The sequence below is a fragment of the Streptococcus sp. FSL R7-0212 genome (assembly GCF_038007985.1).
Lineage (GTDB): Bacteria > Bacillota > Bacilli > Lactobacillales > Streptococcaceae > Streptococcus > Streptococcus parauberis.
Window position 1 is genome coordinate 400,981 of the sequence record NZ_JBBOYF010000001.1, and the last position, 23,109, is coordinate 424,089.

The following is a 23,109-nucleotide window of genomic DNA, read 5'->3' on the forward strand; positions in this document are numbered from 1 at the left end:
AGAGGACTATAGTATGACTAAGCATCAATTTCCATTGGTTGCCGATGGTCAGCCGATAATCGAAGCAGGTCGTCAAATGTATTTGTATGAAAATACGGACTTGATAACAAACATTCATGGCTACTATCAGGATAAAAATTACGAAGATATCAGACACGAAAATGAACTTGCTTTTGAAAATCAATCAGAGTCGTATCAGGAATCAAACCGTAAGAAAATCATTGACGAAGGTCGTAATTATGCAGAAATGGCACGAAAAAGAGCTAAGCGCGATATTAAAGCAAAACGCCAAGACTATATTGCTAAAGAAATGATCTATTCTCCAAAACCAAAATATAAATCAGAGAAGTCAGCAGTCAGTGGAAAAAATAGTCAAATGACTAGTCATCCTGCGACAGCATTAAGTCATTTGAGTGAAAAGTTAAGCCAGGAATCCTATATCTTAGCTGAAATTTCCACTCATTATAATGAACCAAAAGAAACTAACCAGCCAGTGGCTAAAAAAAATAATTATGATTTTCTGAAGAGAAGCCAGATTTATAATAATGAAGAGGCTCGTATTCATAGAGAGAAAACAATCGCACAAGAACTGAATCTAACACGTTTAGAAGATGTCAAAAATTAATGGGTTATCTATTAGAAGGAGTTAACATGTCAACAACCTATCATTTTATTGGAATTAAAGGATCTGGAATGAGTGCTTTAGCACTAATGCTACATCAAATGGGCCACAAGGTTCAAGGGAGCGATGTGGAGAAATATTACTTTACACAACGTGGCTTAGAAAAAGCGGGTATTGAAATCCGATCTTTTAGTAAAGATAATTTGAATGGAGATATGGAAGTTATTGCTGGTAATGCCTTCAGAGAAGATAATAACGAAGAAATAGCCTACGCAATTCAAGAAAATATTCCTTTTAAACGATACCATGAGTTTCTTGGCGATTTCATGAAACAATTTACAAGTTTTGGTGTTGCAGGTGCCCATGGCAAAACATCAACAACAGGACTTTTATCACATGTATTGAAAAATATTACTGATACCTCTTATTTGATTGGTGATGGAACTGGTCGTGGATCAGCTAATGCTCAGTACTTTGTTTTTGAATCAGATGAATATGAACGTCATTTCATGCCTTATCATCCTGAATACTCAATCATTACCAATATTGACTTTGACCATCCAGATTACTTTACAGGGATCGAAGATGTTTTTGCTGCCTTCAATGACTATGCTAAACAAGTTAAAAAAGCTTTATTTGTATACGGTGAAGACCCTGAGTTGAAAAAGATTTCTGCTAATGCACCAATTTATTATTATGGTTTTAGTGATGAGGATAACTTTACTGCTTATGATATTCGTCGTACGACAAATGGTTCAGACTTTAAAGTCAAACATGATGGCCAAGAAATTGGTGATTTCCATGTTCCTGCCTATGGTAAACACAATATCTTAAATGCAACAGCTGTTATTGCCAACTTATTTATTGCCGGTTTTGACATGGACTTGGTTGCTAAACACATGGTAAGTTTCAATGGAGTTAAACGTCGTTTTACCGAAAAAATTATCAATGATACAATCATTATTGATGACTTTGCTCACCATCCAACAGAAATTGTGGCAACCATCGATGCAGCTAGACAGAAATACCCAAGTAAAGAAATTGTTGCGATTTTCCAACCTCATACTTTCACAAGGACAATTGCTTTGCTTGATGAGTTTGCACTTGCATTAAATGAAGCAGACAGTGTCTACTTAGCAAAAATCTATGGCTCAGCGCGTGAAGTCGACCACGGTGATGTAAAAGTTGAAGATTTAGAAGTGAAAATAAACAAGCCATCAAAAATTATCACAGTTGAGAATGTTTCACCATTACTTGATCATAACAATGCAGTGTATGTTTTTATGGGAGCTGGTGATATTCAGCTATATGAACGTTCATTCGAAGAACTATTGGCTAACTTAACACACAATAATCAATAAAACTAACCTGCCTAGTGCAGGTTTTCTGTTAGAAGAGGTAGCATATGATTATTAGAAATGTCCGACCTGAAGATTGGGTGAAAATATCAGAAATCGAAGCAAACAATTTTTCCGAACAAGAAGCGTCTACTAAAGAAGTTATCAAAGAACGCTGTCACCTCATTCAAGACACTTTTTTGGTAGCAGAGATAGATGATCAAATTGTAGGATACATCGAAGGACCAGTCGTATCACAACCTATCTTAGAAGATTATCTTTTCCAAGGTGTCAGTAAAAATCCAGTAATTGGTGGCTATATTGCAGTGACCAGCCTATCGATTGATAGTCATCATCAGCAAGAAGGCATAGGGATTGCATTATTAGCAGCTTTAAAAGATTTAGCTATTGCCCAGGAAAGATTAGGTATCATTTTAACTTGTCACGAAGAATTAATTTCTTATTATGAGATGAATGGCTTTACTAGTTTAGGCTTGTCCGACTCAAAACATGGCGGTTCTATATGGTATTTGATGGAGTGGAAAGCTTGAAACTAGCTTAAAATACCTATTTTTATTAAGAATGAGTAACATTGTTAGGAATTAATTGCATTTATAGCTATATTGGGTTATAATTGCGGTTGATTACATTTAGGAGGATCCGCATTGACAGATCACAAAGATGATAAGCAAAAGACTCCATCTAAGATGAGCTTTAAGGAGCAAATTCTTGCAGAGTTGGAAAAAGCTAATCAAATCAGAAAAGAAAAAGAAGAAGAACTGCATCAGCAGGGCTTAAGAGAAGATGAACTTCGACAGAAGGAAATTGAAGTTCAAAAAGCTACTCAAAGAACAGCCGAGCTATATCATGAGTATCAAAAAGAAGCAGAATCTCAAACAGTTAAAGATAGTGAAAGTTTAACAATTGGGGAAACTCAACCCCAAATAGTGCCACTTTCAGCCAATCATCTAGTAGCTGAAGCAATTGAAGTATCTGAAATTGAAAGTACGGAAAGTTTCTCAGAGAATAATAGTCTTGAGGAAGATTCAGGTTCAGAATCCTATGCTGTTTATTCAGAATCTGAAACAAGTCCTTTAGAAAAACAGACTACAAGTGATCGTTCAAACACAAATCAAACTGATTTTTCTGAGAGTCAAGAGGAAAGTCTTGAAAAATCTGACGAGAATTTCAAAGAAGATGAAAGTGATTTATCTAAAACAATTCCTTTTACACCATTAATGGCCAATGATCTCGATCCTACAGGGTTGACTACTGAAAGTCAGGCAACAATCCTTAGCAACGATGATATTGTTCATTATAATCACTCAGAAAATGATAAAGAGACTTTGACCGAAAAGCAAAATGAGACTTCTACTGATGAAGGAGGCCTTGTGAAGAAAAGGGCAAAACGTCAACATGTCAATCGACTAGCAAATAAAATTTCATTAATGATTATTGCTGGTATCCTAGCTCTAATGTTATTAGTTGCTGTAATTGGTACAACTTATGTTTATAGTGCAGTGAATCCGATTGATAAAACTGATAAAAAATATGTTCAAGTTGAAATTCCAGTTGGATCTGGTAATAAATTAATTGGACAAATTCTTGAAGAAAAAGGATTAATCAAAAATAGTACGGTTTTTAATTTCTATACTAAATTTAAAAACTATGGAAACTTCCAAAGTGGCTATTACAATCTTCAAAAGAGCATGTCGATGGGTGAAATTGCTAAATCCTTGCAAATAGGTGGAACTGCAGAACCAACAAAACCTGTTTTGGGGAAAGTTCTCATTCCAGAAGGTTATTCAATCCGACAAATGGCTAAAGCTATGGAAAATAACGTCAATACTAAGTCGACAAAAGATAAATCACCATTTAGTTCGGAAACCTTCTTAAAAGTAATTTCAGATGATGTTTTTATTAAAGAAATGGTAAAAAAATATCCTCGTCTTTTATCAAGTATTCCTAAAAAATCTGATGCTATTTATCAATTAGAAGGTTATTTATTCCCAGCTACTTACAATTACTATAAAGGTAGTAGTGAGAAGGAAATGATTGACCAAATGTTAGCAACAACTGATGCAACAATGGCTAATTATTATGATCAGATTGAAAATGATGGTAAAACGGTTAATGAAGTGTTAACACTGGCATCTTTAGTGGAAAAAGAAGGTTCTACGGATGAAGATCGTAGAGATATTGCTAGTGTCTTCTATAATCGTCTGAATAATGGTATGGCTTTACAATCTAATATTGCTATTTTATATGCAATGGGTAAATTAGGAGATAAAACTTCACTTGCTGAAGATGCTTCTATTGACACAACCATTAAATCACCTTATAATATTTACACGAACACAGGTCTTATGCCTGGACCGGTAGATAGTCCTGGGGTATCTGCAATTGAAGCAACTGTAAAACCTGCAAATACAGATTACCTATACTTTGTTGCGAATGTTAAGACTGGTGAAGTGTTTTACGCTAAGACTTATGAGCAACATTCCGCGAACGTTGAAAAATACGTCAATAGTCAAATTCAGTAAAATGAGACATGATGCTTAGGCATCATGTTTCTATTTCTGATAACATAACATGAAAAGAGAGAAAAATTATGGCTGAAAAAACTTATCCAATGACACAAGGTGAAAAAGATCAACTTGAACTAGAATTAGAAGAATTAAAATTAGTTCGTCGTCCAGAAGTAGTTGAACGTATTAAAATTGCTCGTTCATATGGTGATTTGTCAGAAAACTCTGAGTATGATGCAGCAAAAGATGAACAAGCTTTCGTTGAAGGTCAGATATCGACTTTGGAAACTAAAATCCGTTTTGCAGAAATCATTAATAGTGATGACGTGGCAAAAGATGAGGTTGCAATTGGAAAAACAGTTGTCGTTAAAGAAGTTGGCACAAATGATAAAGATACATATCATATTGTTGGTGCAGCTGGAGCAGATATCTTCTCAGGTAAAATATCTAATGAGAGCCCAATCGCGCATGCCTTAATTGGGAAAAAGAAAGGTGATATCGTAAAAATCGAAACACCAGCTGCAACTTATGACGTTGAAATTATTAGTGTTGCAAAAACAAAATAAGAGGGTTGCTGAATTTTCAGCGCTTTTTTATTTTACACAAAAAGTTCCACTAATTATTAGTGGAACTTTTTGTGTTGTTATTTACGTTTTTTTTGTTTACCAGCATTACGATTTGTTTTTGTATGGCCAGTATTTGATAAGCTTTTTGAAGTTTGAGGTTTACTTGCAGTCACATCCTTGCGAGGATTGTTTGATTTGTATGCTTTTGGAGGGTTATTTTTGTATTCTTCTTCAATTTTTTGACGAAGTTTAGGTTTAATTATATATGTTGTAATCAATTGTTGAATTATACTGAAGAAACCACCAACTAACCAATAAAGACCAACACCAGCAGGAAGACTCAATGTCATGAATATCATCATGATTGGCATTGTGTACATCATTGTTTTCATTTGAGCACGTTGCTCTTCAGCAACAGCTTGCATTGACAACCATGATTGGAAGAAATAAAGAATAGCAATTATTCCTGTTAAGGCTAAGCTACGGCTTCCTAAGTCAATCCCCATGAAAGTACTTGTTGAAATGCCCTTAGTGTACATAGCTGCAAAGTACATTGCAGAGAAGAAAGGCATTTGGATAAGTAAAGGAAGACATCCCATACCACCAAGCATGTTAATGCCATTTGCTTTTTGAGCTGCCATCAAGTCTGACTGGGCAGCAAATTTCTCTTCTTGTGTACTTGCATTTTTCATGCGTTGATTAATTGGATCAAAAATTGGTTTTAAGTAAGCCATTTTTTCTGATTGATAGCTTGCTTTCCAAGATTGATACAAACCGAGTGGGAGGATTATTGTTCTAACAATAATGGTTACTATAATAATAGATAAACCAAATCCAAGCCCCATATGGTTAGCGAAGTAGTCGATGAAGTATGACATGGGTTTACCAATTGTATCCCAAATCATCCCTTTGGGATTACCATGAGAATCTCTACCAACACAGCCTGATAAGCTTACTAATACTGACAAGGCAAGTCCTGATAAGAGAATACGATTTAATTTAATTTTCAATGTATTTTTCCTTTAAATTTTAATATACCTATCTATTTTACTTTTTTTCTTTAAATAGCACAATACTTCTGTAGCCTGATTTTTAATTTGACATCTTAAAGTCATGATAATCAGGAGAATTATCCAAAGCAACATCTAAATAAGTCACATTTGACCACCGAGAGGGACCTTTTCTAATTTCTTGAATAAATTTAGCTACCTTACTTGGATCTTCAGATTGGGCTATAATTCCAACCGTACCGTCATCGTTGTTCCAAACCCGCCCATAAATATTGCCCATTTCAAGAGCAAGTGAATAGGTCGAATATCGAAAACCAACTCCTTGTACCTTTCCAGATACCGTCAAACGTACTTTTTTCATAGTAGTCCTCCTTATCCACTTATTATAGCATAAGTAAGACTTTTCTTATTTTTTTAGGATTAATTATAGGGTTGATATTCTTATTAGCAATAGTGCCTAGATATGGTATAATATGGGCATGATTATTACTTCAAAAGCAAATCCATTAATTAAACAAACAAAAAAATTATTGACAAAAAAACATCGCAAGGGAAGCTATCTAATTGAAGGCTGGCATTTATTTGATGAAGCCCAAAAAGCACATCAGGAATTTGTCCATATTTTCTTACAAGAAGACATGGCTGATAAGCTGCGCTCTTTAGAAGGTGTCATACTAGTCACTAACGAAGTGCTGAAAGAATTAACGGACTCGCCGAATCCCCAAGGAATTATTGCCGAGATTAAGATGCCATCACCGACAGTCCTTGAAGATATGCAAGGCAAATACCTCTTATTAGAAGATGTTCAAGATCCTGGAAATTTAGGAACATTGATTCGTACAGCAGATGCAGCAGGCTTTACAGGTGTCTTTCTTTCTGACAAATCTGCAGATTTATATAACCCAAAAACACTTCGGTCCATGCAAGGATCTCACTTTCATTTACCAGTTTGGAGAGACAATGTCTTGCAGTTTTGTCAACAAGCAAAAGAAGTTGGCGTTCCAGTTATCGCAAGTACCTTATCTGATCAGTCCGTTGATTACCAGTCGATTGAAACACCTGAATCATTTATTTTGGTAATGGGTAATGAAGGGGCTGGTATTAGCAGTCAGATGACTGAAATAGCCGATACTCTAGTTCATATTACGATGCCTGGGCAAGCTGAGAGTTTAAATGTTGCTGTTGCAGCAGGGATACTTATTTTCAGTCTGATTTAAGCTCATATGTTATAATAGTCCCATGAGAGGTGATAGTATATGGACTATAAAAAAGATATAGAATTTATGGAGCTAGTCGGTGAAATGATTGATCATCCTCGATTCCAAAAACTAGAAAAAATCGTGCAGCACCATCATTCAACCCGACTAGAACACTCAATTAATGTCGCATACAGTAGTTTTAAAATGGCCAAAAGATTTGGCTGGGACGCAGCAAGTACAGCTCGTGGAGGTTTACTTCATGACTTCTTTTATTATGACTGGCGCGTAACTAAATTTAATAAAAGTCATGCATGGGTTCATCCAAGAATTGCCATCCGTAATGCCAGAAAATTGACTACACTTAATAAAAAAGAAGAGGATATCATCCTTAAACATATGTGGGGTGCAACAATTGCATTTCCACGTTACAAAGAATCCTATATTGTAACCATGGTCGACAAATATTGGGCTGTCAAAGAAGCTGCAACACCAATGCGTAATCGTTGGGAAAATCGTCGCTTCTTTAATAAAAAAGCAATAATTAGAAAGACTTTAAATAGTCATAATCGATAGGAGAGAAAATGAACGAAAATATTATTTATACAGAGACTGACTCAGGTCTCAATCAGTTTTTTGCCAAAATTTATAGTTTAGTCGGTATGGGAATTGGCTTATCAGCTTTTGTTTCCTACTTAATGCTTTATCCCTTTAAAGATAACTTACTAAATATTGTTGCCAATCATCCTTTTGTTTATTATGGAGCAATTATTTTTGAATTGTTATTAGTCTTTTTTGCTAGTGGTGCAGCTCGCAAAAATACACCAGCTGCTTTGCCATTATTCTTAATATATTCTGCTTTAAATGGATTTACTTTGAGCTTTATCATTATGGCTTACACTACATCGACAGTAATGCAGGCTTTTGTCTCATCCGCAGGCGTCTTCTTCGTTATGGCTATGATTGGTGCTCGTATCAAGCGTGACCTTTCAGGCATGAGAAAAGCTCTATTTGCTGCTTTGATAGGTATTATCTTAGCCAGTGTGGTAAATATCTTTCTTGGTAGTGGTGCTATGAGTTATATCATTTCTATTATTTCAGTTCTGATTTTCTCTGGCTTAATTGCTGCCGATAATCAAATGATTAAGCAAGTTTATCAATCAACCAATGGTCAAGTCAATGACGGTTGGGCAATTGCTATGGCACTAAGCTTGTACTTAGACTTTATCAACTTATTTATTAGTCTACTTCGTATTTTTGGACGAAATGATTAATTCACATTAATAGTCAGTCGAAATAGACTGGCTATTTTTCTGTCATTCTGTACCAACTTATGTTATACTGTTTCTAATATTTTTGAAGATTCGGAGAATTGTCATGAAAGAACCCTTTGTCAGTAAAGAAACCCTAGAAAAAATTATCACGACCTATCCAACTCCTTTTCATCTTTATGATGAAAAAGGAATCAGAGAAAAAGCGCGAGCTCTTAACAAAGCGTTTTCATGGAACAAAGGTTTTAAAGAGTATTTTGCGGTCAAGGCAACACCCACGCCTGCCATCTTAAAAATATTACAAGAAGAAAAATGTGGCGTTGATTGTGCAACTGATGTTGAACTATTAATGAGTCATGAATTAGGCTTTACAGATGTTATGTTCTCTTCTAACAATACAAAGGCCAGTGAATATCAATATGCTAGACAGATTAATGCGACAATCAATTTAGATTCCTATGATCAAATTGGATTCTTGAAAGCGATAACTAGCCTTCCTGAGACTATTTCACTCCGTTACAATCCAGGTGGTACTTTTACTTTAGGCACAGCGATTATGGACCATCCGCAAGAGTCAAAATTTGGGATGACCAAAGAGCAACTTTTTCAAGGAATTCGTGATCTTAAAGCTGATGGTGTTCAGTCATTTGGAATCCACTCTTTCTTGGCTTCAAATACTGTAACCAATGATTATTATCCAGAATTGGCAAGAGACTTATTTAACTTAGCTGTAGAAATAAAAGACCAGCTAGGTGTGAAACTTGATTTTATTAATTTATCAGGGGGAATTGGGGTCAACTACAGGCCAGAAGAAAAGGCTAATGATATTGCAGTAATTGGTGAGGGAGTCAGAAAGGTTTATCAGGAAGTTTTAGAACCTCATAATTTAGGAGACTTGAAAATTTTCACTGAATTAGGTCGTTTTATGCTTGCACCGCATGGTCATCTCATTACGACTGTTTTACACCGGAAAGAAAGCTATAAAAAATATGTGGGTGTAGATGCTTCAGCGGTTAATTTGCTACGTCCGGCAATGTATGGATCTTATCACCATATCACTAATAGTAGTCATCCGCTAGCAGATTTTGAAACTGTTGATGTCGTCGGCTCTTTGTGTGAAAATAATGATAAATTTGCCAAAGACCGTCAGTTGCCAAAGGCTGAAATTGGGGACATTCTGGTTATCCATGATACTGGTGCTCATGGCTTTTCAATGGGCTATCAATATAATGGAAGACTCAGATCAGCTGAGATTCTATTGAAAGAAAATGGAGATACTCGACTTATTAGAAGAGCAGAAACTCCGGAAGATTATTTTGCAACTATTCGAGGTTTTGATTTTTAATAATCATGGTATTTGAATAAGTTTTGAGAAGAAGACTAATTTGTAAAAAGAAGGTAAATTTGATATAATGAGTGGAATAAAAAACTAGGAGAATTTATATACATATGTCTACAGCTATTTGGATTTTATTAATTATTGTTGCCCTTGCAGGTGGTTTATTTGGTGGCGTTTTTCTTGCCCGTAAACAAATTGAAAAAGAACTTGGTGAGCACCCACGTTTGACACCAGAAGCAATCCGTGAAATGATGAGTCAAACAGGACAAAAACCTAGTGAAGCTAAGGTTCAACAAACTTACCGTAACATTGTCAGACAATCTAAAGCAGCTTCAAACAAAGGTAAAAAATAAGAAATTGTAATTAGAATTACTTTCGATTCTAAGAAGAATTTCTGACAAGGAACAGTCATCGATAGTCAAAGTTTGAAATAGCTTTTGTAATTGATTTCATTGTCAACTGTTCAGGGTTCAAAATCAACTCAGTTGGCAAAACCGACTGAGTTTTTTACCGTATTGATTAGGAAGAGACATAATGGATAATAGACCAATTGGATTTCTAGATTCAGGTGTAGGAGGCTTAACAGTCGTTCGGGAACTTAGAAGACAATTACCACATGAAAACATTGTTTATATAGGAGATTCAGCAAGAGCACCTTATGGCCCAAGACCAGCGGAGCAAATTCGTGAATTCACTTGGGACTTAGTTAATTTTTTATTGACCAAAGATGTGAAGATGATTGTATTTGCCTGTAATACTGCAACTGCAGTCGCTTGGGAAGAAGTCAAAGAGGCCTTATCAATCCCAGTTCTTGGTGTGATATTACCTGGATCAAGCGCAGCAATCAAATCAACGACAAATCGTAAAGTTGGCGTGATTGGGACGCCAATGACAGTTTCGTCCAATATCTATCAAGAGAAAATTCAACTCTTGGCACCAATGTTAAGCGTGATTAGTTTAGCATGTCCTAAATTTGTCCCCATTGTTGAGTCTAATGAGATTAAGTCGAGTGTAGCTAAAAAGGTTGTTTATGATACGTTGAGCCCATTGGTTGGGAAAGTGGATACACTTGTTTTGGGATGCACACATTACCCATTACTGCGTCCGATTATTCAAAATGTTATGGGACCAGGAGTGAAATTGATTGATAGTGGGGCAGAATGTGTCCGTGATATCTCTGTTTTATTAAACTATTTTCAAATAAATGCTAGTCCAAAAGAAATTGAAAAAAATCATCGTTTTTATACAACAGCTGGTGTTGAAAGTTTTCAAGAAATTGCAACGGACTGGTTAGAAGAGAATGTAAATGTGGAGCATGTAACCTTATGACAAACAAAATTTACCAAATGAAAGATGATGATAACTGGTTTATCGGAAAATGGAATGGCTACAATTCAATTGAATTGCTAGGTGGAGTCCTTGATGAAGATCTAAACAGTCTAAATCAAATGTTAGCCCCATTAAATAATCAAGATTATGATGAAGAAAATTGGCAAGAATTTGGCTATGCGATTACCGTTATTGAAAAAAATTCTGATTATAAATTAGTTTCCTTTGTCTTAAATATGATTAATGAAGAGACTGGACGTCATCTTGTTGCAATCGAAGAAGCAGGGGCAATCATTATTTTAGAAGACGAAACTATTTATGCGATTAAAGTTCCAAGACAAGGCGTCAGTAAACAAGCCTTCTTTGGTAAATCAACACAAAGTTTTGGTGATACTATTTTAATTGCGACACATAACCAAGGCAAAACAAAGGAATTTCGTCAGTTATTTGGTAAAATTGGATATAAAGTGGAAGACTTAAGTAACTATCCAGAGTTACCAGAAGTTGAAGAAACAGGTGTTACTTTTGAAGAAAATGCAAGATTAAAAGCTGAAACGATTGCTAACCTAACTGGGAAGATGGTCTTAGCTGATGATTCAGGTTTGAAAGTGGATATTCTTGGTGGATTACCTGGCGTTTGGTCAGCACGATTTTCTGGTCCAGAAGCAACTGATTTAAGTAATAATGCCAAATTATTGCATGAACTAGCAATGGTTTTTGAAAAAAAAGATCGATCAGCACAATTTCACACGACATTAGTTGTGGCTGCACCAGGTAAAGACAGTTTAGTCGTAGAAGCAGATTGGCTAGGCTATATTGCGACAGAACCAAAAGGTCAAGAAGGATTTGGTTATGATCCTCTTTTTATTGTTGGAGAGAGCGACAAACACGCAGCAGAATTATCTGCCGAAGAAAAAAATGAGATTTCACATAGAGGGCAAGCTGTTAAGAAGTTAATGGAGGTATTTCCATCATGGCAGGCAAAACTTTCATAGTTATGAGTGATACTCACGGTGATCGTGGGATTATTGAATCTATAAAAAGCCGTTATTTAGGACAGGTAGACGCCATATTTCATAATGGGGATTCTGAACTTAAAAGTTCGGATAATATATGGCAAGGTATTTACGTTGTAGCCGGAAACTGTGACTATGACCCTGGCTACCCAGAAAAGAATATCATTAAAATTGGTCCATTTACTATTGCACAGACACATGGACATCTATATCAAATTAATTTTACATGGGATAAATTAGATTATTTTGCCCAGGAAGCCCAAGCAGACATCTGTCTATATGGGCATTTGCACCGAGCTGATGCTTGGAAGGCAGGGGGAATTGTATTTATTAATCCAGGAAGTTTATTACAACCGAGGGGTGAAATTAATGAAAAACTATATGCTTATGTGCAACTCACAGATGATTTGATAAAAGTTGAATACTTTAATCGAAATCATCAACTTTATCCCCTATTAACTAAGGAATTTAATCGATGATTGCAAAAGAATTTGAAAGCTTTTTACTTCAACACCTAGATAGTTATTTGATTCCAGCGGATGATTTAGCTATCTTTATTGATACACATAATTCAGATCATGTCATGCTTTTATTAGTAAGTAATGGCTTCTCTAGAGTACCTGTTTTATCTAAGGATAAAATCTATAAAGGGACAATTAGTATTTCGGATATAATGAATTATCAACGTAAGAAACAATTGACTGACTGGGAAATGAATCAAATTGATATTGGCAAAATGGTTAATACAAAAATTGAACCACTCTCAGTTCATGCAAAGCTAGCAACTATTATGCATCAATTGGTAGAATATCCATTTTTACCAGTTGTCGATGATCAGAAAAAATTTGTTGGTATTATTACAAGAAAATCGATTTTAAAAGCTGTAAATTCTCTTTTACATGATTTTACTGAAGGATATGACATTGTCAAAAAGCATAATTGATCAAATTGACCCATTTCTAAATCAAAAACGTATTGCTGAAAATACTAAACTGTCTTACCGTTATGACTTATTACAATTTATTGAGATTATTGGTGAGCGCCTTTCTCAAGATAAGCTGAAATTATATCAAATGTGTTTAGCCTCTTTAAGTTTATCTGCTAAAAAAAGGAAGTATTCGACAGTTAACCAGTTTTTGTTTTATTTATACCAACAAAAATTTGTTCCAGACTATTACTTATTAGATGAAAAAATTAGGTTAGAAATAGATTCTAACAGTCCCAAATCAGTGATTAAGTATGAAGCTTTTTACAAAGCTAGTGCTTTTGAACAAGGTCGACTAATTGCACTTCTCATTTTAGAGATGGGCTTACTGCCTAATGAAATTGCTCGGTTAACTGTAAAAGATATTGATTTGTCATTTGAAGTAATTCGTATCAACCAGAATCATCGGGTGAGAGTGCTAACAATTCCCAAACATATAATGCATTCAGTTAAAGAACAACTAAGATTTGAACAGACTTTTTTGTTTGAGCATGGTGGCAAGGCATTTTCAAGGCAGTGGTATTTTAGTCAATTGAAAGGCTACTTGGAGTCGATTGGCTATGGACAACTTTCAGCTCAAGATCTTCGTCAGGAATTTATTTTGAATCAAAAGGAAAAAGGTAAGTCGATGATGGAATTAAGTAAGGAACTTGGCTTGAAAAGTCCAATTACCCTAGAAAAGTATTATAAAAATTAATGGATATTAAATTAAAAGATTTTGAGGGGCCCCTCGATTTATTACTTCACCTTGTTTCTAAATATCAAGTGGATATCTACGACGTGCCAATTGTTGAAGTTATTGAGCAATATTTAGCCTATCTTAATACCCTACAAGCTATGAAATTGGATGTTGCAGGGGAATATATGGTTATGGCCAGTCAACTGATGCTAATAAAGAGTCGTCGGTTGCTGCCGAAAATTGTTGAAGCTGACCCTGAAGAAGATGATCCTGAAATGGACTTGTTAAGCAAAATTGAAGAGTATAGTCGCTTTAAAGAACTGAGTCAAGAATTAGGTAAGCAACATGACAGGCGGGCAAAACTCTACTCGAAAGCAAAGCAAGAGCTGATTTTTGAAGATGCTGTTCTCAATCAAGACAGGAGCATTACAGACCTCTTTTTGGCCTTCTCGAAGATAATGACAGTTAAACAAGAGGAATTTAAAAATAACCATACCGTTATTGACCGCGATGACTTTAGAATTGAAGACCTGATGAACCACTTGGAAGAAAAATTAAAGCAGAAAAGTACAATTAAGCTAGCTAGTGTCTTTCAGGAATGTTCCGGTTTGAATGAAGTGATCACATTATTTTTAGCTACCTTAGAATTAGTGAAGATTCAACATGCCTTTATCCAACAAGAACACAATTTTGGAGAAATTATTTTAAGAAAGGGAAATTAATGACTTATTTGTCTCAAATAGAAGCACTTCTATTTGTTGCTGGTGAAGAAGGATTGAGTATTAGAAACTTAGCAACAATGGTTAATCTAACACCGACAGCCTTGCAACAACAATTAGAAAAATTGTCAGATAAATATAAGAATGATAAAGATTCAAGTTTGTCATTAATAGAATCTGCTAACACTTATAAATTGGTTACTAAAGATGAGTACTGGGAATTACTTAGAGCTTTTGCGAAAGCGCCGATGAATCAGAGTTTATCAAGAGCTAGCTTGGAAGTCCTATCAATTATTGCATACAAGCAGCCTATTACCAGAATTGAAATTGATGAAATTAGAGGAGTTAATTCTTCTGGGGCTTTAAGTAAGCTATTGGCTTTTGAGTTAATCAAGGAGGCTGGTAAGAAAGAAGTAATTGGTCGTCCCAACCTTTACGTCACATCAGACTATTTCCTTGATTTCATGGGAATTAATGATTTAAATGAATTAATTGATATATCAGAAGTTGATATACAAGAACAAGAAACTGAGCTTTTTCATAATAATGATTAATTGGTTGGTTTGAACGCAATAGAAAAGAGAAAAAATGAGAATTAACAAATTTATCGCCCATGCTGGGGTTGCCAGTAGACGGAAAGCTGAAGAACTAATTAAACAAGGACTAGTTACTATCAATGGTCAAGTCGTTACTGAATTAGCAACGACTGTTAAATCAGGTGATCAAGTAGAGATTGAAGGTAGTCCAATCTACAATGAAGAAAAAGTCTATTATCTTTTAAATAAACCTCGTGGTGTGATTTCTTCCGTTTCAGATGATAAAGGAAGAAAAACCGTAATTGATTTACTACCACAAGTTAAAGAAAGAATTTATCCAGTAGGTCGTCTAGACTGGGATACATCTGGTTTACTTCTTTTAACCAATGATGGTGATTTCACAGACATGATGATTCACCCAAGAAATGAGATTGATAAAGTCTATCTGGCGCGTGTTAAAGGAATTGCTACAAAAGATAACTTGCGTCCATTGACTCGTGGAGTGGTTATTGATGGTAAGAAAACTAAACCAGCTCGTTATAATATCATTCGAGTTGAAGCTGATAAGAATCGTTCGATTGTTGAGTTAACTATTCATGAAGGTCGCAACCACCAAGTTAAGAAAATGTTTGAATCAGTAGGCTTGATTGTTGATAAACTATCTCGGACTCAATTTGGTACGTTAGATTTGACTGGCTTACGTCCAGGCGAAGCTCGTCGATTAAATAAGAAAGAAATCAGTCAGTTGCATAATGCAGCAGTAACAAATAACAAATGAAAAAACTATTAATAGCACCAGTGAAAGTCTACCAAAAGTGGATTTCTCCACTCTTTCCACCTTCTTGTCGATACCGTCCCACCTGTTCCACATATATGATTGTGGCGATTGAAAAACATGGTATATTAGGTGTAGTAATGGGGGTTGGACGCATTTTGCGTTGCCATCCATTTGTTGAAGGTGGGAATGATCCTGTCCCTGACTATTTCACTTTAAGACGTAATAAAAATATTTGAAAAAAACGACTTTATAAAGATAAATTGTTGACAATCTTTGATAGAGTGTTATAATAAGTAATAAGTTTTCGTTGATTTAAATCAAACCTGTTATGATTTAAGTTTGCGAAGCACCACAACCACATTGTTTGCTGAGCATGACTCCGAGCAGTGTGGTTTTTTTATGAGTGAAAAGGTAGAATAATATAATGGGAAACAAACTAGAAGACATAGACTATAGAGAAAACAATAGTAGAAACCATGTGGTTTTATTTCAACCACAAATTCCACAAAATACAGGTAATATAGCAAGAACATGTGCGGCAACCAACGCACCCCTTCATATTATCAAACCAATGGGATTTCCAATTGATGATCGAAAGATGAAACGTGCAGGACTAGATTATTGGGATAAATTAGATGTTCGATTCTATGATTCCTTGGATGATTTTTTGGGAAAAGTGGACGGACAAATTCATTTAATCAGTAAATTTGCAGAAAAGGTCTATTCAGATCACAATTATGATGATGGACAAGCCCATTACTTTATTTTTGGTCGAGAAGATAAAGGACTACCCGAAGAATTCATGCGAGAATATTCTGAGAAGGCTTTACGCATCCCAATGAACGATGAACATGTCAGAAGTCTAAATCTATCTAATACGGTTTGTATGATAGTATATGAAGCCTTAAAGCAACAATCATTCCAGGGTCTGGAATTAAGCCATAGATATGAACATGATAAATTGAAGTAGTAATATATAAAAAAGCATCTTTTTTTGAAAAGGTGCTTTTTTATATAAACAAAATTCTAAAATAGAGTCAGTTTGCATATTATTTATAATTTTAATCAAATGTCTTGCTATATAGTGAGATATTTGCTATTCTATTAGTGTCTTCAGGGCAGGGTGTAATTCCCGACCGGCGGTGACTAGGTAACTAGAAGTCCGCGAGCGAAAGCTGACGTGGTGTGATTCCACGACCGACAGTAAAGTCTGGATGAGAGAAGACCGGGTTTTTTGGCTACTACTTTTTTGGTACCCAAATACGAAGGAACTTCTTTCAATTTGAAAAAATTGGAGGAACTTTTTTATGTCAAAAACACAACGTATGGTAATGATTGCTGCACTTTCAGCGGTATCATTTGTCTTGATGTTTTTTAGCTTTTCAATCATACCAGGAGCTAGTTTCCTAAAGATTGAATTTTCAATTATACCGGTGTTAATTGGTATGGCTTTATTAGATTTAAAGAGTGCTTATGTCATTCTGATTTTGAGATCACTATTGAAGTTATTACTGAATAATAGTGGAGTCAATGATTTTATTGGTTTACCCATGAATATTGTTGCATTAGGATTATTTGTGACTGTGTTTGCCTTGATTTGGAAATCAAAACAAACAGTAAAACAGTACCTTGGAGCTAGTCTTATTGGAACAATTGTTTTAACACTTTCAATGGTCATATTAAATTACTTTTATGCCATTCCACTTTATGCTAAATTTGCTAATTTTGATATTGGATCTTTTATTGGTATTGGTAAATATATGATGGCAATGGTGGTACCTTTTAATATTGTAGAAAGTATAATATTTGCTATTTCATTTTATTTTGTGTATATTGCTTGTAAACCAATTTTAGAAAGATATACACAATAGATGAAAAATAAGCAACAACATTGGTTAATTGCTTCCTTTGCTTTATTGATATTCGTTATGATTGGCTACATTGTTAAATTTTTCCCGGAAAGTTTAGTCCAGTTTGATCAGACGTTTCAATCAGCAGTTAGAGGCAGTTTACCAGAAAATCTAACTGAATTTTTTAGAACCATTACTATCGCCGGTAATGTGATTACACAAATAATGATTGTCATTGTTTCTGTAGTTCTTTTAGCATTAAAAAAATGGAAGTCAGAAGCATACTTTATGTTGATTATTGGTATCATTGCAGCCATTTTAATCACAGTATTAAAACTGATTTACCAGCGTGGACGGCCTTCCCTTATTCATATAGTTGTGGCTGATGGCTATTCATTCCCTTCTGGACATGCAATGGGAAGTATGTTGATTTTTGGAGCTTTATTGATTATTGCCTATCAAAGGATTAGTAATAAGCCTCTTCAAATGCTAACAGTCGGCTTACTTGGGTTATTAATTCTTATCATAGGGACTTCTCGAATCTATCTTGGTGTTCACTATCCAAGTGATGTATTGGGCGGATTTATCCTAGGATTTGGAGTACTCCAGTTTTTATATCCAATATATGATAAAAAACGGTTCGAGTGGCGCTTTCAATCAAAACAAAAATAATGTCTAAACAACTCAATCGAGTTGTTTTTTTCTGTCTATTTAATGCTATAATATGAATATGAAAAAGAGATATCAAACCCTCAATGATTACTATCGACGGATATTTGGAGAAAAGATTTTTAAAGTTCCCATAGATGCTGGTTTTGATTGTCCAAATAGGGATGGAACAGTGGCCCATGGGGGCTGTACATTTTGCACTGTCTCAGGTTCAGGTGATGCTATTGTCGCACCAGATGCACCAATTCGTGAGCAATTTTATAAGGAAATTGATTTTATGCATGCCAAGTGGCCAGAAGTGAAAAAATATCTGGTCTATTTTCAAAATTTCACAAATACTCATGCCCCCTTGGCAACCATTAAAGAACGTTATGAACAAGCTATTTTCGAACCAGGCGTAGTAGGAGTAAATATTGGTACACGACCAGACTGCTTACCAGATGATGTGATTGCTTATCTGGGCGAGCTGGCGGAAACCATGCATGTTACTGTAGAGTTAGGTTTGCAAACAACATATGAAGTAACTTCACAGTTAATAAATCGTGCCCATTCTTACGCTTTATACAAGGAAACAGTTAAGCGCCTTCGCAAATATCCTAAGATTGAGATTGTTTCGCACTTAATTAACGGGCTCCCTGGTGAGACCCATGAGATGATGATTGAAAATGTTCGACGTTGTGTCACTGATAATGATATTCAAGGGATAAAGCTCCATTTACTCCATCTAATGACAAATACCCGGATGCAACGAGATTACCATCAAGGTAGACTTCAATTAATGTCACAAGAGGACTATATATCTGTTATCTGTGATCAATTGGAGATCATACCAGAGGATATTGTTATCCACCGCATTACTGGCGATGCTCCAAGAGAGATGTTAATTGGTCCCATGTGGAGTTTAAATAAGTGGGAAGTTCTTAATGCAATTGATTTTGAAATGGAAAGAAGAGATTCTTACCAAGGATGTCGTAGTTCAAAAGAACTAAATGACAGGAGGAGAGAAGATGTCTGATACAATTTTAAAAATTGACAAATTATCTAAGTCTTATGGAAGATACTTAGCATTGGATAATTTAAATTTATCAGTTGAAAAAGGCGAAATTTTTGGCTTTTTAGGTTCAAATGGTGCTGGAAAGTCAACGACTATTCGTTGTATTTTGGAATTAATTGGGCATAGAAAAGGGACTATTACGCTTTTCAACAACCGTCATAAAACTATGGAAGATTTATTAGAGCATATTGGATACATGCCATCTGAGGCAATGTTTTACCCAACAATGACTGCTAAACAAGTTATCCGTTTTGCAGCTAAAGCACATGATAAAGATTGTACGAAAGAAGCAGACCGCATATGCAAATTGTTAGATGTACCGATGAACAAACGAATTCAAGATTTATCACTCGGAAATCGTAAAAAGGTCAGCATTGTTTGTGCTTTACAGCACCAGCCAGACTTGTTAATTCTTGATGAACCGACATCTGGTTTAGACCCTCTCATGCAGGAACGATTCTTCCAATTACTCCTGGAAGCCAAAGAGGCTGGAAGGACAACCTTCCTTTCCTCACATGTTTTATCAGAAGTAAAAGACTATTGCGACCGGGTCGGTATTCTCAAAAAAGGAAAACTGTTAGCAGTTGATACTGTAGAAAACTTGATGCGCAGTCAGAAGAAAATTGTCACTACTTGGAAAGATGGCGAATCAAATACCTTCACTTTTGAAGGGAAAGTTGATCAGCTTTTGGCCGACTTGAGCCAATTAAATCCTGATGATGTCTTGATTGAGGAACCTAGTTTAGAAGAACTGTTTATGCATTATTATCAGGAGGATGGCAAATGATTATCAGACATGAATTACGTCAAAACACAAAAAGTCTTTTGATATGGGCCATCACAGTTGGCTTAAGTAGTGCCCTTTGTATCCTGCTCTATGAGAGTGTCGCAGATAGTATGAAGAACATTTCAAATATCTATCAAGATATGGGTGGTGTCTCTAAGGCCTTGGGAATGGACAAAGTCTCTATAGCTTCTCTTGGGGGCTATTATGCGGTAGAAATTGCACTAATCTTTTCATTAGGCGCTGCCATGTATGGTGCTTTACTTGGTGTTTCAATTGTTGCCAAGGAAGAAGAAGCTCACACGGCAGAGTTCCTCTATAGTTTACCTTTGAGCAGACAAAAGGTTCTTAATGGTAAATATGTTGGCATGTTAATTTGCTTAGTTATTTTCAATATTATTGGCATCGGGCTAGAATACCTTGCTTTATGGAAAGTTAATATGGATTTTGATTATGCAGCGTTTTGGCAATACCATGGTCTGGTGCTTTTGTTACAAATTGAAATTGCCAGCCTTTGTTTTATGATTTCTGCTTTTACTAGAAAACGACTTATTGGACTTGGGATGGGAATCGTTCTATTGGCATACTTTATGGATATTATTTGTCGCCTAGTAGAAAAAGTTGACTACCTCAAGTTTGTCACACCATTTTATTTTACTAATGCGACAGATCGCTTTGCTGGTCAAAATTTAGACTGGAAAATGTTGGTTGTTGCTGCAGCAGTGATATTAATTTCATTAGCAATGGCAAGCTTAGTGTATAACCATCGTGATTTAGCAAGTTAGGAAGTAATAGTGAAAAAACCAATTCAATTATCACATGAATTTTTAAAAGAAGTTTTAACCCAAGATAGTTTGTTTGTTGATGCGACAATGGGAAATGGTAATGATACGCTTTATTTTGCACCCTTGGTAAAAGAAGTCATTGCCTTTGATATCCAAGAAGAAGCCCTTTTAGCGACTAGAAAAAAATTAGATGCTATTCATGTAAATAATGTTCAACTAATTCTTGATGGTCATCAACATGTGGATAAGTATACGGATAAGATTGATGGAGCGATTTTTAACCTTGGTTATTTACCAAGTGCAAATAAAGATTTAGTGACTAAACCAGATACAACAATACTAGCGCTTGAAAAAATTATAGAACGTTTAGTCGTCGGTGGTCGGATAGCAATTATGGTTTATTATGGCCATGAAGGTGGTCAAGAAGAGCGCAAAGCTTTGATGGCCTACCTGTCCAAATTGAATCAAAAAGAAATAACCGTGATGACTTATCAGGCGATTAATCAAGTCAATAATCCTCCATATCTGGTTATGATTGAAAAAAATAATTAGAAGTTAGCTTTGGCTAGCTTCTTTTTTTGTAGAGACATTTACTGAAAAATATATATATGAGATTTTACGGAAAATTTTAGGATAATAAAAACAAAATAAATGCCAAGTAGTAAATATGTGCTATAATGAATGTACTATATATATTTTTAGGAGTTATTATTAATGGAAGACCCTGTGAGTCAGCCCTTATATTTACAAATTTTATTACTACTTGCCTTGACCTTATTAAATGCCTTTTTCTCAGCAAGTGAGATGGCTTTAGTTTCTCTTAACCGCTCGCGTGTTGAACAAAAAGCAGCAGACGGTGACAAACGATACATTCGCTTATTGACAGTTTTAGACCAACCAAATAATTTCTTATCAACTATTCAGGTTGGTATTACCTTTATTGGTCTCTTATCTGGGGCAAGCTTATCTGCTTCGCTTGGAAAAGTATTTTCACAATGGATGGGTGGTTCTGAAACAGCCCAGACAGCAGGAAGTGTTATTTCACTTGTTTTCTTAACCTATATCTCGATTGTGCTTGGTGAACTTTATCCAAAACGGATTGCCATGAATTTAAAAGATAAATTGGCAGTTATTTCTGCACCCGTGATTATTGTCTTAGGAAAAATGGTTAGTCCTTTCGTTTGGTTTTTATCAGCTTCGACTAATTTACTTAGTCGCATAACACCAATGACCTTTGATGACGCTGATGAACAAATGACGCGTGATGAAATAGAGTACATGCTTTCAAATAGTGAAGCAACTCTAGATGCTGAAGAAATTGAAATGCTACAAGGAATTTTCTCTCTTGATCAATTGATGGCGCGTGAAGTCATGGTCCCACGGACTGACGCATTTATGATTGATGTCAATGACGATGCAATGGAAAATATTAAAGAAATACTGAGTCAAAATTTTTCAAGGATTCCTGTTTATGATGATGACAAGGATAAAGTCATTGGCTTAGTTCATACCAAACGTCTGCTTGAAGCTGGCTTTAAAAACGGATTTGAGAATATACATATGAAACGTATTCTCCAAGAACCACTTTTTGTTCCAGAAACAATTTTTGTTGATGATCTTTTGAGACAATTTCGAAATACGCAAAATCAAATGGCTATTCTTTTAGATGAATATGGTGGAGTTGCTGGTTTAGTAACTTTAGAAGATTTGTTAGAAGAAATTGTTGGTGAAATTGATGATGAGTCAGATAAGGCTGAAAAGTTTGTTCATGATATCGGTGATAGAACTTATATTGTCGTTGGGACAATGACTTTGAATGATTTTAATGAATTCTTTGAAACAGAACTTGAAAGTGATGATGTGGATACCATTGCTGGTTTCTATATAACAGGAATTGGAAATATTCCAAGTCAAGAAGAAAAAGAAACTTATGAGTGTGAAAGTAACGGTAAACACTTAATTCTGATCAATGATAAGGTTAAAGATGGCCGTATTACTAAGCTAAAATTAATTGTTTCTAATATAGAACAGAATATTGAAGAAGACTAGGCCATGG

General features: G+C 35.3%; 29 protein-coding genes and 1 riboswitch. Of the genes, 27 read left to right on the forward strand and 2 right to left on the reverse strand.

Features of this window, described 5'->3' with window-relative positions; genetic code table 11:
- Nucleotides 1-13: 13 nt before the first annotated feature.
- The 5 genes from MKY69_RS02160 (at nt 14) to greA (ending at nt 5,053) form a co-directional block, all read left to right on the forward strand.
- Nucleotides 14-625, forward strand: coding sequence for a hypothetical protein (locus MKY69_RS02160; protein ID WP_003106089.1), 612 nt, complete (start codon nt 14-16; stop codon nt 623-625).
- Between the two features lie 26 nt (nt 626-651).
- Entirely contained in the window at nt 652-1,983 is a 1,332-nt protein-coding gene (murC, locus tag MKY69_RS02165) for a UDP-N-acetylmuramate--L-alanine ligase (RefSeq protein WP_003106215.1), read from the forward strand.
- Between the two features lie 44 nt (nt 1,984-2,027).
- Nucleotides 2,028-2,510, forward strand: a complete 483-nt coding sequence (locus tag MKY69_RS02170; RefSeq protein ID WP_003106217.1) for a GNAT family N-acetyltransferase — start codon at nt 2,028-2,030, stop codon at nt 2,508-2,510.
- A gap of 114 nt (nt 2,511-2,624) precedes the next feature.
- Nucleotides 2,625-4,502: an endolytic transglycosylase MltG gene (gene mltG, locus MKY69_RS02175; RefSeq protein WP_003106218.1), complete on the forward strand. Its 1,878-nt coding sequence runs from the start codon at nt 2,625-2,627 to the stop codon at nt 4,500-4,502.
- Nucleotides 4,503-4,570: 68 nt separating this feature from the next.
- Nucleotides 4,571-5,053, forward strand: a complete 483-nt coding sequence (gene greA, locus MKY69_RS02180; RefSeq protein ID WP_003105138.1) for a transcription elongation factor GreA — start codon at nt 4,571-4,573, stop codon at nt 5,051-5,053.
- A 77-nt stretch (nt 5,054-5,130) separates the two neighbouring features.
- Here the strand turns inward: greA and yidC are convergent, their stop codons facing one another.
- Together yidC and MKY69_RS02190 are read right to left on the reverse strand one after the other, a co-directional pair.
- Nucleotides 5,131-6,063: a membrane protein insertase YidC gene (gene yidC / locus MKY69_RS02185; RefSeq protein ID WP_071519624.1), complete on the reverse strand. Its 933-nt coding sequence runs from the start codon at nt 6,061-6,063 to the stop codon at nt 5,131-5,133.
- 82 nt (nt 6,064-6,145) lie between these two features.
- A complete protein-coding gene (locus MKY69_RS02190; protein WP_003102554.1) occupies nt 6,146-6,424 on the reverse strand; it encodes an acylphosphatase in 279 nt (92 codons plus the stop codon).
- Between the two features lie 118 nt (nt 6,425-6,542).
- Here MKY69_RS02190 and MKY69_RS02195 point away from each other — a divergent pair, with 118 nt between their 5' ends.
- From MKY69_RS02195 to MKY69_RS02300, 22 genes are all read left to right on the forward strand, one after another.
- Nucleotides 6,543-7,280, forward strand: a complete 738-nt coding sequence (locus tag MKY69_RS02195) for a TrmH family RNA methyltransferase (protein ID WP_037619739.1) — start codon at nt 6,543-6,545, stop codon at nt 7,278-7,280.
- 39 nt (nt 7,281-7,319) lie between these two features.
- A complete protein-coding gene (locus MKY69_RS02200; protein ID WP_003106219.1) occupies nt 7,320-7,835 on the forward strand; it encodes an HD domain-containing protein in 516 nt (171 codons plus the stop codon).
- Nucleotides 7,836-7,843: 8 nt separating this feature from the next.
- Nucleotides 7,844-8,533 carry a Bax inhibitor-1/YccA family protein gene (locus tag MKY69_RS02205; protein ID WP_003105583.1) on the forward strand — a complete coding sequence of 230 codons (690 nt, stop codon included), beginning with the start codon at nt 7,844-7,846 and terminating at the stop codon, nt 8,531-8,533.
- Nucleotides 8,534-8,636: 103 nt separating this feature from the next.
- Nucleotides 8,637-9,875, forward strand: a complete 1,239-nt coding sequence (locus tag MKY69_RS02210) for a diaminopimelate decarboxylase (RefSeq protein WP_340790910.1) — start codon at nt 8,637-8,639, stop codon at nt 9,873-9,875.
- Nucleotides 9,876-9,979: 104 nt separating this feature from the next.
- Nucleotides 9,980-10,222 (forward strand): YneF family protein, encoded by a 243-nt coding sequence (locus MKY69_RS02215; protein ID WP_003105388.1) that lies wholly within the window; start codon nt 9,980-9,982, stop codon nt 10,220-10,222.
- A gap of 181 nt (nt 10,223-10,403) precedes the next feature.
- The gene (gene racE / locus MKY69_RS02220; protein WP_003106222.1) at nt 10,404-11,198 is read left to right on the forward strand and encodes a glutamate racemase; all 795 of its coding nucleotides are present in this window, start codon (nt 10,404-10,406) and stop codon (nt 11,196-11,198) included.
- Nucleotides 11,195-12,193: a nucleoside-triphosphate diphosphatase gene (locus MKY69_RS02225; protein WP_003105157.1), complete on the forward strand. Its 999-nt coding sequence runs from the start codon at nt 11,195-11,197 to the stop codon at nt 12,191-12,193. Before racE ends, MKY69_RS02225 begins: the two co-directional genes overlap by 4 nt.
- The gene (locus MKY69_RS02230) at nt 12,172-12,693 is read left to right on the forward strand and encodes a metallophosphoesterase (protein WP_003106223.1); all 522 of its coding nucleotides are present in this window, start codon (nt 12,172-12,174) and stop codon (nt 12,691-12,693) included. The genes MKY69_RS02225 and MKY69_RS02230 overlap by 22 nt, the downstream gene beginning before the upstream one ends.
- Nucleotides 12,690-13,157 carry a cyclic-di-AMP-binding protein CbpB gene (gene cbpB, locus MKY69_RS02235; protein WP_003105902.1) on the forward strand — a complete coding sequence of 156 codons (468 nt, stop codon included), beginning with the start codon at nt 12,690-12,692 and terminating at the stop codon, nt 13,155-13,157. Before MKY69_RS02230 ends, cbpB begins: the two co-directional genes overlap by 4 nt.
- Nucleotides 13,138-13,896, forward strand: a complete 759-nt coding sequence (gene xerD / locus MKY69_RS02240) for a site-specific tyrosine recombinase XerD (protein WP_003106224.1) — start codon at nt 13,138-13,140, stop codon at nt 13,894-13,896. Before cbpB ends, xerD begins: the two co-directional genes overlap by 20 nt.
- Nucleotides 13,896-14,600 (forward strand): segregation/condensation protein A, encoded by a 705-nt coding sequence (locus tag MKY69_RS02245; protein WP_003103887.1) that lies wholly within the window; start codon nt 13,896-13,898, stop codon nt 14,598-14,600. The genes xerD and MKY69_RS02245 overlap by 1 nt, the downstream gene beginning before the upstream one ends.
- Nucleotides 14,600-15,151 (forward strand): SMC-Scp complex subunit ScpB, encoded by a 552-nt coding sequence (gene scpB / locus MKY69_RS02250; RefSeq protein ID WP_003103138.1) that lies wholly within the window; start codon nt 14,600-14,602, stop codon nt 15,149-15,151. Before MKY69_RS02245 ends, scpB begins: the two co-directional genes overlap by 1 nt.
- Nucleotides 15,152-15,185: 34 nt before the next feature.
- Nucleotides 15,186-15,911, forward strand: coding sequence for a pseudouridine synthase (locus MKY69_RS02255; RefSeq protein WP_003102482.1), 726 nt, complete (start codon nt 15,186-15,188; stop codon nt 15,909-15,911).
- The gene (gene yidD / locus MKY69_RS02260; protein ID WP_037621206.1) at nt 15,908-16,147 is read left to right on the forward strand and encodes a membrane protein insertion efficiency factor YidD; all 240 of its coding nucleotides are present in this window, start codon (nt 15,908-15,910) and stop codon (nt 16,145-16,147) included. The genes MKY69_RS02255 and yidD overlap by 4 nt, the downstream gene beginning before the upstream one ends.
- 188 nt (nt 16,148-16,335) lie before the next feature.
- Nucleotides 16,336-16,881, forward strand: a complete 546-nt coding sequence (locus tag MKY69_RS02265; protein WP_004234788.1) for a tRNA (cytidine(34)-2'-O)-methyltransferase — start codon at nt 16,336-16,338, stop codon at nt 16,879-16,881.
- A 135-nt stretch (nt 16,882-17,016) separates the two neighbouring features.
- A riboswitch (FMN riboswitch) is annotated at nt 17,017-17,141 on the forward strand.
- 77 nt (nt 17,142-17,218) lie between these two features.
- Entirely contained in the window at nt 17,219-17,782 is a 564-nt protein-coding gene (locus MKY69_RS02270) for an ECF transporter S component (protein ID WP_003106230.1), read from the forward strand.
- The gene (locus MKY69_RS02275; RefSeq protein WP_003106231.1) at nt 17,783-18,433 is read left to right on the forward strand and encodes a phosphatase PAP2 family protein; all 651 of its coding nucleotides are present in this window, start codon (nt 17,783-17,785) and stop codon (nt 18,431-18,433) included. It begins immediately after the preceding gene.
- 58 nt (nt 18,434-18,491) lie between these two features.
- Entirely contained in the window at nt 18,492-19,445 is a 954-nt protein-coding gene (locus MKY69_RS02280) for a TIGR01212 family radical SAM protein (RefSeq protein WP_037619743.1), read from the forward strand.
- A complete protein-coding gene (locus tag MKY69_RS02285; RefSeq protein WP_003104290.1) occupies nt 19,438-20,271 on the forward strand; it encodes an ABC transporter ATP-binding protein in 834 nt (277 codons plus the stop codon). The genes MKY69_RS02280 and MKY69_RS02285 overlap by 8 nt, the downstream gene beginning before the upstream one ends.
- Nucleotides 20,268-21,053 carry an ABC transporter permease subunit gene (locus tag MKY69_RS02290; RefSeq protein ID WP_003105061.1) on the forward strand — a complete coding sequence of 262 codons (786 nt, stop codon included), beginning with the start codon at nt 20,268-20,270 and terminating at the stop codon, nt 21,051-21,053. Before MKY69_RS02285 ends, MKY69_RS02290 begins: the two co-directional genes overlap by 4 nt.
- 6 nt (nt 21,054-21,059) lie before the next feature.
- Nucleotides 21,060-21,605 (forward strand): tRNA (mnm(5)s(2)U34)-methyltransferase, encoded by a 546-nt coding sequence (locus tag MKY69_RS02295; RefSeq protein ID WP_175282154.1) that lies wholly within the window; start codon nt 21,060-21,062, stop codon nt 21,603-21,605.
- A 162-nt stretch (nt 21,606-21,767) separates the two neighbouring features.
- Nucleotides 21,768-23,102: a hemolysin family protein gene (locus MKY69_RS02300; RefSeq protein WP_003106235.1), complete on the forward strand. Its 1,335-nt coding sequence runs from the start codon at nt 21,768-21,770 to the stop codon at nt 23,100-23,102.
- Nucleotides 23,103-23,109 lie beyond the last annotated feature (7 nt).